Annotated in this window: 8 protein-coding genes and 1 pseudogene; 3 read left to right on the top strand and 6 right to left on the bottom strand. The window is 40.8% G+C overall.

The annotated features are described in order from the left end of the window. The 3 genes from SD31_RS19675 to SD31_RS00575 all read left to right on the top strand — a co-directional run. A partial coding sequence (locus tag SD31_RS19675) for an ABC transporter permease (RefSeq protein ID WP_197053459.1) occupies positions 1-433 on the top strand: 433 nt, incomplete at its 5' end. After that, complete coding sequence (locus SD31_RS19670; RefSeq protein WP_156138124.1) at positions 381-1,346, top strand: ABC transporter permease; 966 nt, start codon at positions 381-383, stop codon at positions 1,344-1,346. The genes SD31_RS19675 and SD31_RS19670, both read left to right, overlap by 53 nt. Positions 1,347-1,349: 3 nt before the next feature. Then, the gene (locus tag SD31_RS00575) at positions 1,350-1,835 is read left to right on the top strand and encodes a hypothetical protein (RefSeq protein WP_039052726.1); all 486 of its coding nucleotides are present in this window, start codon (positions 1,350-1,352) and stop codon (positions 1,833-1,835) included. A gap of 5 nt (positions 1,836-1,840) precedes the next feature. On the opposite strand, the gene SD31_RS00570 is transcribed toward SD31_RS00575, so the two are convergent. From SD31_RS00570 to greA, 6 genes and pseudogenes are all read right to left on the bottom strand, one after another. Beyond that, positions 1,841-2,554 (bottom strand): 16S rRNA (uracil(1498)-N(3))-methyltransferase, encoded by a 714-nt coding sequence (locus SD31_RS00570; RefSeq protein ID WP_039052725.1) that lies wholly within the window; start codon positions 2,552-2,554, stop codon positions 1,841-1,843. Positions 2,555-2,563: 9 nt separating this feature from the next. Beyond that, the gene (locus SD31_RS00565) at positions 2,564-3,805 is read right to left on the bottom strand and encodes a hemolysin family protein (protein ID WP_316929699.1); all 1,242 of its coding nucleotides are present in this window, start codon (positions 3,803-3,805) and stop codon (positions 2,564-2,566) included. 78 nt (positions 3,806-3,883) lie between these two features. Next, positions 3,884-4,426: an inorganic diphosphatase gene (locus SD31_RS00560; RefSeq protein WP_039052724.1), complete on the bottom strand. Its 543-nt coding sequence runs from the start codon at positions 4,424-4,426 to the stop codon at positions 3,884-3,886. 20 nt (positions 4,427-4,446) lie between these two features. Then, entirely contained in the window at positions 4,447-5,094 is a 648-nt protein-coding gene (locus SD31_RS00555; protein WP_039052723.1) for a DedA family protein, read from the bottom strand. A gap of 31 nt (positions 5,095-5,125) precedes the next feature. Continuing rightward, the gene (locus tag SD31_RS00550) at positions 5,126-5,539 is read right to left on the bottom strand and encodes an HIT family protein (protein ID WP_039052722.1); all 414 of its coding nucleotides are present in this window, start codon (positions 5,537-5,539) and stop codon (positions 5,126-5,128) included. A 213-nt stretch (positions 5,540-5,752) separates the two neighbouring features. Further along, a pseudogene (gene greA / locus SD31_RS00545) lies at positions 5,753-6,208 on the bottom strand (transcription elongation factor GreA); the annotation flags it as partial. Between the last annotated feature and the right edge of the window lie 155 nt (positions 6,209-6,363).

Here is a 6,363-nt window from a genome sequence, read left to right as displayed (position 1 = left end):
GTTTGTGTCTATACTCATAGTCATCTATTTCAGTGCCGCAACGTTCGAAAAACAGCTGGAAAACAACACAAAGAATATAGACCTAGTTGTTGGAGCTAAAGGTAGCCCCATGCAACTTATCCTTAGTTCGCTGTATCACGTAGACAATCCTACCGGCAACATCCCTCTCGCGGAAGCCGCTAAGATAGTAGACAATCCTCTCGTACAGTTGGCAGTACCCATCTCCTTAGGAGACAACTATAAAGGCCACCGTATCATAGGGACGGACGCTACGTTCTTAGATCTATATGAGCTGAAAATAAGCCAGGGACGTCTGTGGAAAAAGTCTTTCGAAATTGTCATCGGCGCAGAAGTACAACGTAAGCACAAGCTTAAAATCGGTGACCAAATTTTTAGTGCTCATTGGTCTCTCAGCAGATGCACACCAACATGACGAACATCCTTTTACAGTTGTTGGCATTTTAGAAACAGCACATTCCGTGGTGGACAACCTTATCTTAACTAACCTTGCCAGCGTATGGGATGTACATGGTATCGAACATCATAACGAACATTTACATGAAGAAGGCCACCATCACGATCATGACCACAGCCATCATCATGAAGAACATGACCATCAACATCCTAGTGCGGTAGCAACACAAGCCCATCATGACCATGAACACGAACACGAACATGACCATAATCATGATTATGAAACCCACCAGCACGACGAAGAAAGTGGAGAAGAAGTTTTGGTAAAAGAAAAACCCCAAAATGCAGAATTCATTAAGAATATAGGAGCCGACATGCTAGAAAATCAAGGAGTGGAAATTACTGCCCTCTTAGTCAAATACAATTCTCCTGCGGCTCTTTCCGTAATTCCTCGGATGGTAAATCAAAGTACTAGCATGCAGGCAGCATCACCGGCCATCGAAAGCTCCAGAATCTTCGCTCTACTAGGGGTGGGACTAGATTCATTGGAAGTGCTGGCTTATATTATCATGGTTATCGCTGGCTTCAGTGTCTTCATCAGCCTATACAATGCGCTGAAAGACCGAAAATATGATTTGGCTATCATGCGTACATTGGGAGCTAGCAAAGTTAAACTTTTTGCATTGACTATTGTCGAAGGAGTAGTGATAACTTTTCTGGGGGGCGTAATAGGTTTTGTCCTAGGACATCTTATACTGCTTTTTATCAGCAGTAAAACGAGTCAGAGTGCAGATTTTATAGAAGCTTTCAACGTACTCCCTAATGAATTTTTAATAGTTGCTGCAGCGATAGCCATAGGCATCATCGCCAGCATCATCCCGGCAATAAAAGCTTATAAAACAACAATTTCTAAAACATTAGCATCAAAATAAAACATGAAAAAATATATTTTCGTTCTAGCTCTTATCGTATCTTGCTTTGCTGCTCAGGCACAAATCCGAAATAACAACTTCGGTGGGGATGAAATTCCCGACCATACCCCCATGATGAATAGCACATGGGAAGCGATAGACAAGATGATGTATAAGGTAACGACGCAAGGGAACAAAAAGGTGTACACACCGTACTATCCTCCAGCACTGAAAAAGCTGGAAAATAAAATCGTCGACCTTCCGGGATATCTTATACCGCTACATAGCGGCCGCAACCACAGCAACTTTATGCTATCAGTTTTGCCTGTAGCTCAATGTCAGTTTTGCGGCTCCAACGGTATCCCTCCTATGGTGGAGATTTTCATGAAAAAGGGAAGCATAAAATTTACCGAAGAACCGATTAAGATTAGAGGTAAAATGAAATTCAATCCCGAACCATTAAAAGGAAATTCGGAGATTCAGATTGTAGATGCAGAAATAATCAAATAATTAATTTATCGATTGAGAAGAGAAACTTCCAAAACAGAAGCTAGAGCCGCCGTCTCGGTACGCAATCTGGATTCTCCCAAAGACAAAGGAATAAAGCCAGCATCCATAGCCTGGCTTATTTCTTTTGGGGAGAAATCACCCTCCGGACCTATCAGGATAAGATAACTTTGCTTAGGAGCAAAGACAGTATGAATATATTTCTTTTCTCCCTCCTCACAATGTGCAATTCCCTTGAAAAGAGATTGGTCTTTATAGGAATCTATAAATTTAGTAAAAGAAATAGCCGGATTGATCTGAGGCAAATAAGCTTTCAAGGACTGCTTCATAGCTGCTATAGCGACCTTTTCAAGCCTTTCAACTTTCACTTCCTTGCGTTCGGAATGCTCACAGATTATGGGCGTAAAAGAAGTTAACCCGATCTCTGTTGCTTTCTCTAAAAACCATTCTATACGGTCTATATTTTTGGTGGGAGCCACCGCAATATGTACCTGATAAGGTAAAAGCCCAAACTCTTGTTGTACAGAGATAACACGTAGGGTGGTACGTTTAGGATGGGCGTCTATGATTTCTGTTTCGTACAAACCTCCCTTGCCATCCACAAGGTGTATTTTCTCTCCTTCGCTAAGACGCAAAACACGTACTGCATGTTTGCTCTCTTCCTCACTTAATAGAAAAGAAGTATGATGAGGTTCGATATCAGGTGTGAAGAATAGCTGCATAATTATTGATTATTCCTCTTCCTCGTCCTCAGCTTGTTCTAAGACATCTAACTTAACGTACTCGATATTTTGCTGAGTCTTCTTGATAATGGTGAATCGGTAACCGAATCCTTCTGTGGATTCCCCTACGTCAGGAATCTTTTCGAACAAATGACTGACAAGGCCTGCGATAGTATCGTAGTCCGAACTTTCCGGAAGCTCTACCGGAAGGAATTCGTTCACATCGTGTACGTTAGCACCTGCGTCCAACATAAATTCCGTCTCTGAAATCTGCTCTACCAAAGGTGTCTCCTCGTCATATTCATCTTGAATATCCCCTACCAGCTCTTCCACGATATCTTCCAAAGTAACCATACCTGAAGTTCCGCCAAACTCATCCAACACAAAAGCTATCTGTATGCGTTTCTGCTGAAATTCAGCCATCAGATCATTGATTTTTTTCGTTTCGGGAATGAAGTAAGGCTTACGCATAATCGTTTTAAGCTCTACGTCTTTACCACTAACGAGAATAGGAAGAATATCTTTTGTATGGACCACCCCGACAATCTTGTCGATATTGTCGTCATATATCGGAATACGGGAATATCCCTCTTCCGTAACGGTCTTGATAAATTCATCCATCGTAGCTGTAAGCTCCACTGCTACAATCTTTGTCCGTGGAACCATGATATTCTTCACGATTCGTTCGTTAAAGTCGAAAACATTCTTGATGAGCTCGTGTTCCGAGATATTGAGGACGCCAGACTCTTTACCTTTGTCTAGTAGGTATTGCAGCTCTTCCGACGAGTGGTTAGCCTCACTAGGATGAGGTTCTATGCCGATAAGCTTCAACAGCATATTGGCAAGACCATTGAAAACATATATAAAAGGTAATAAAAGCCAGTAGAAAAGTCTTAAAGGAACAGCTACCTTCATGGTGGTAGCTACCGGCTTTTGGATGGCAATAGATTTAGGGGCTAACTCGCCCAACACCACATGCAGTAAGGTGATGGCTCCGAAAGCCAAGGCTACACCAAGCCCTTTACCTACACCCTGTGATAAATCTATATGCAGAAAAGAGAAGAGATGCTGAACAATCTCTGTCATAACTTCCTCTCCGATCCAACCCAGACCTAGAGAAGCAATAGTAATACCTAGCTGTGTGGCAGCTAGGTATTTGTCCAAATGCTCTGTAATATTCTTTGCAACTTTAGCAATACTGCTACCAGATTTTGCCTGCAACTCGATTTGCGAAGCACGTACTTTAACTATCGCAAACTCCGCTGCAACAAAAAAACCATTAGCAAAAACTAATAAAATAAGTCCAAAAAATATCTAGAGCCATTTGTCTTATTTGTTTCTAATTTCTTTGTTGTAAAGTTCGATGCTCTCTTTAATAATGTTTTGAGCATACGTACGTCCGTAAAGATTTTGAACCTCTACTTTCTTACCTTCCAACGCTTTGTAATCTTCAAAGAAACGTACGATTTCTTTCATCGTATGTGGAGGCAGCTCCGATAAGTCATTGATGTAGTTTACAGACACATCATTCTTAGCTACTGCAATAATTTTGTCGTCTTGCTCTCCACCGTCGATCATGTGCATCACACCGATAACTTTGGCTTCAATCAAACTCATCGGATATACATCTACCGAACTGATAACTAAGATATCCAATGGGTCTTTATCATCACAATATGTTTGCGGGATAAAGCCATAGTTGGCAGGATACATTACCGATGAAAACAATACGCGGTCCAACTTGATTAAACCACTTTCTTTGTCGATTTCGTATTTCGCTTTTGAACCTTTAGGAATCTCGATTATAGCATTTACTGTATTTGGCAGATCCTCACCAGGAGAAACTTGATGCCAAGGATGTAGTGTACTCATTAATATATTACTGTTTAATTTTATTTATTATTCTCGCTCTTTCTGTTCTTCAACCAACGTTTTAAAATAGCTATTGCCAGCGGCATGAAGGCTATCACAATCATACCGATGATAATATATTCTACATAGTGTATAATCTGAGGGAACATCTCACCCAGAAAATACCCCGACAGGGTCAACACACTAACCCAAATCGTCGCCCCCAGCACATTGTAAATAACGAACTTTTTGAAGTCCAATTTCACCACGCCGGCAAATATGGGTGCAAATGTACGAATAATTGGAACAAAGCGTCCAATAACCAAGGCCGAACCACCATATTTTTGGTAGAATTCTTCAGCCATGACAATATATTTCTGCTTAAAAATCAGAGAGTCTTTCCTTTTGAACAGCATGGGGCCTGTTCGGTAGCCAAACCAATATCCGGCAAAGTTGCCCGCAATACCGGCCGTGAGGATGCCGAAAAACATGGTCGCTATACTAACGTCGATCTTGTTCAACGCACAAAACAACCCCGCTAAAAACAATAGGTAGTCCCCGGGAAGGAAAAACCCAAAAAACAATCCTGTCTCGGCAAATACGATCAAGCAAACTATATAGAACCCGCCGTGGCTAAGCAGATACTCGGGATCCAATAACTGCTGGAAAGAAATTAAAAAATCTTGCATAATGTGTTAGATATCCGACAACTTTTCTGTCTTAACCGGCGCTTGTAATCTCAGATATAGCTTGACGAATATCCTCCGCAATCTTGGTGAGCTCCTCTGCCGGCAACGAAAGTTTTGGCCGCTCAAAATTCATGTCGCTAACTTGATTTAACGGAATCAGGTGAATATGAGCATGAGCCACTTCCAAGCCTACCACAGCAATACCAATCTTCTTGCAAGGGAACACTTTCTTAATACCTTCGGCCACAATCTTGGCAAAGACCCATAGGCCTACATATTCCTCATCATCTATGTCGAAGATATAATCGGTTTCTTTCTTTGGTATCACTAACACATGTCCTCGGGTAAGTGGAGATATATCCAAAAAAGCTAAATAGTCATTACTTTCAGCAACTTTATAAGCTGGAACTTCACCCGAAACTATTTTAGAAAATATTGTAGACATAAATTTTTATCAAATCTGTATTCGCAAATATAACAAATAAATAAATGACAATGTCACACCCTTAGGGGCTTTTGTATAAATCTGACAATTCGTCAATATAGTGTCTTCCAACAAAAAAAGCCCTTAAAATCTTAAGGGCTCTATATGTTGTTAATAACTTTCAAGGATTATAAGCGGTTATGGCAGGACCGCTCATAACCACTTATAAGGATGTTATCTTGAAATCTCTAAAATTTCGAACTCTAACTCTCCGGCAGGAACCTTTACTACTGCTACATCACCTACAGACTTGCCAAGAAGACCTTGAGCAATAGGTGATTTCACAGAAATCTTGCCGGCCTTTAGGTCCGCTTCTGTTTCCGAAACAAGCTGATAGGTCATTTCTGCACCATTCTTTTTGTTGCGGATACGCACTTTAGATAGGGCCAACACTTTAGTCAAATCCAACTTGGATTCGTCAATAAGACGGGCATTTGCTAAAATCTCTTCCAATTTAGCAATCTTAGCCTCATGAAGACCTTGGGCTTCCTTTGCAGCATCATACTCTGCATTTTCCGACAAGTCGCCTTTATCACGCGCTTCCGCTATAGCATTGGCGATCTTTGCTCTTCCCTCCGTTTTCAAATACTGCAACTCTTCCTTCAGCTTCGCTAAGCCTTCCGCTGTGTAATTACGCTACTTCTTGTCCATTAATTTTTTTATTTAACTTAATTTTATTAACAACTTTTTACCAAACAAAAAACTAAACAAGACCATTCGCTCGGCAGAGAAATGTCTTGTTCATCGTTATTTACGAAGATAAATAAAAAACATTAATTTTCAAA

Origin of the sequence: Sphingobacterium sp. T2, from assembly GCF_000814685.1 — a bacterium.
GTDB lineage: Bacteria > Bacteroidota > Bacteroidia > Sphingobacteriales > Sphingobacteriaceae > Sphingobacterium > Sphingobacterium thermophilum.
Note: the sequence above shows the minus strand (reverse complement) of the source record. Positions and strands in the feature narration are given on the sequence as shown.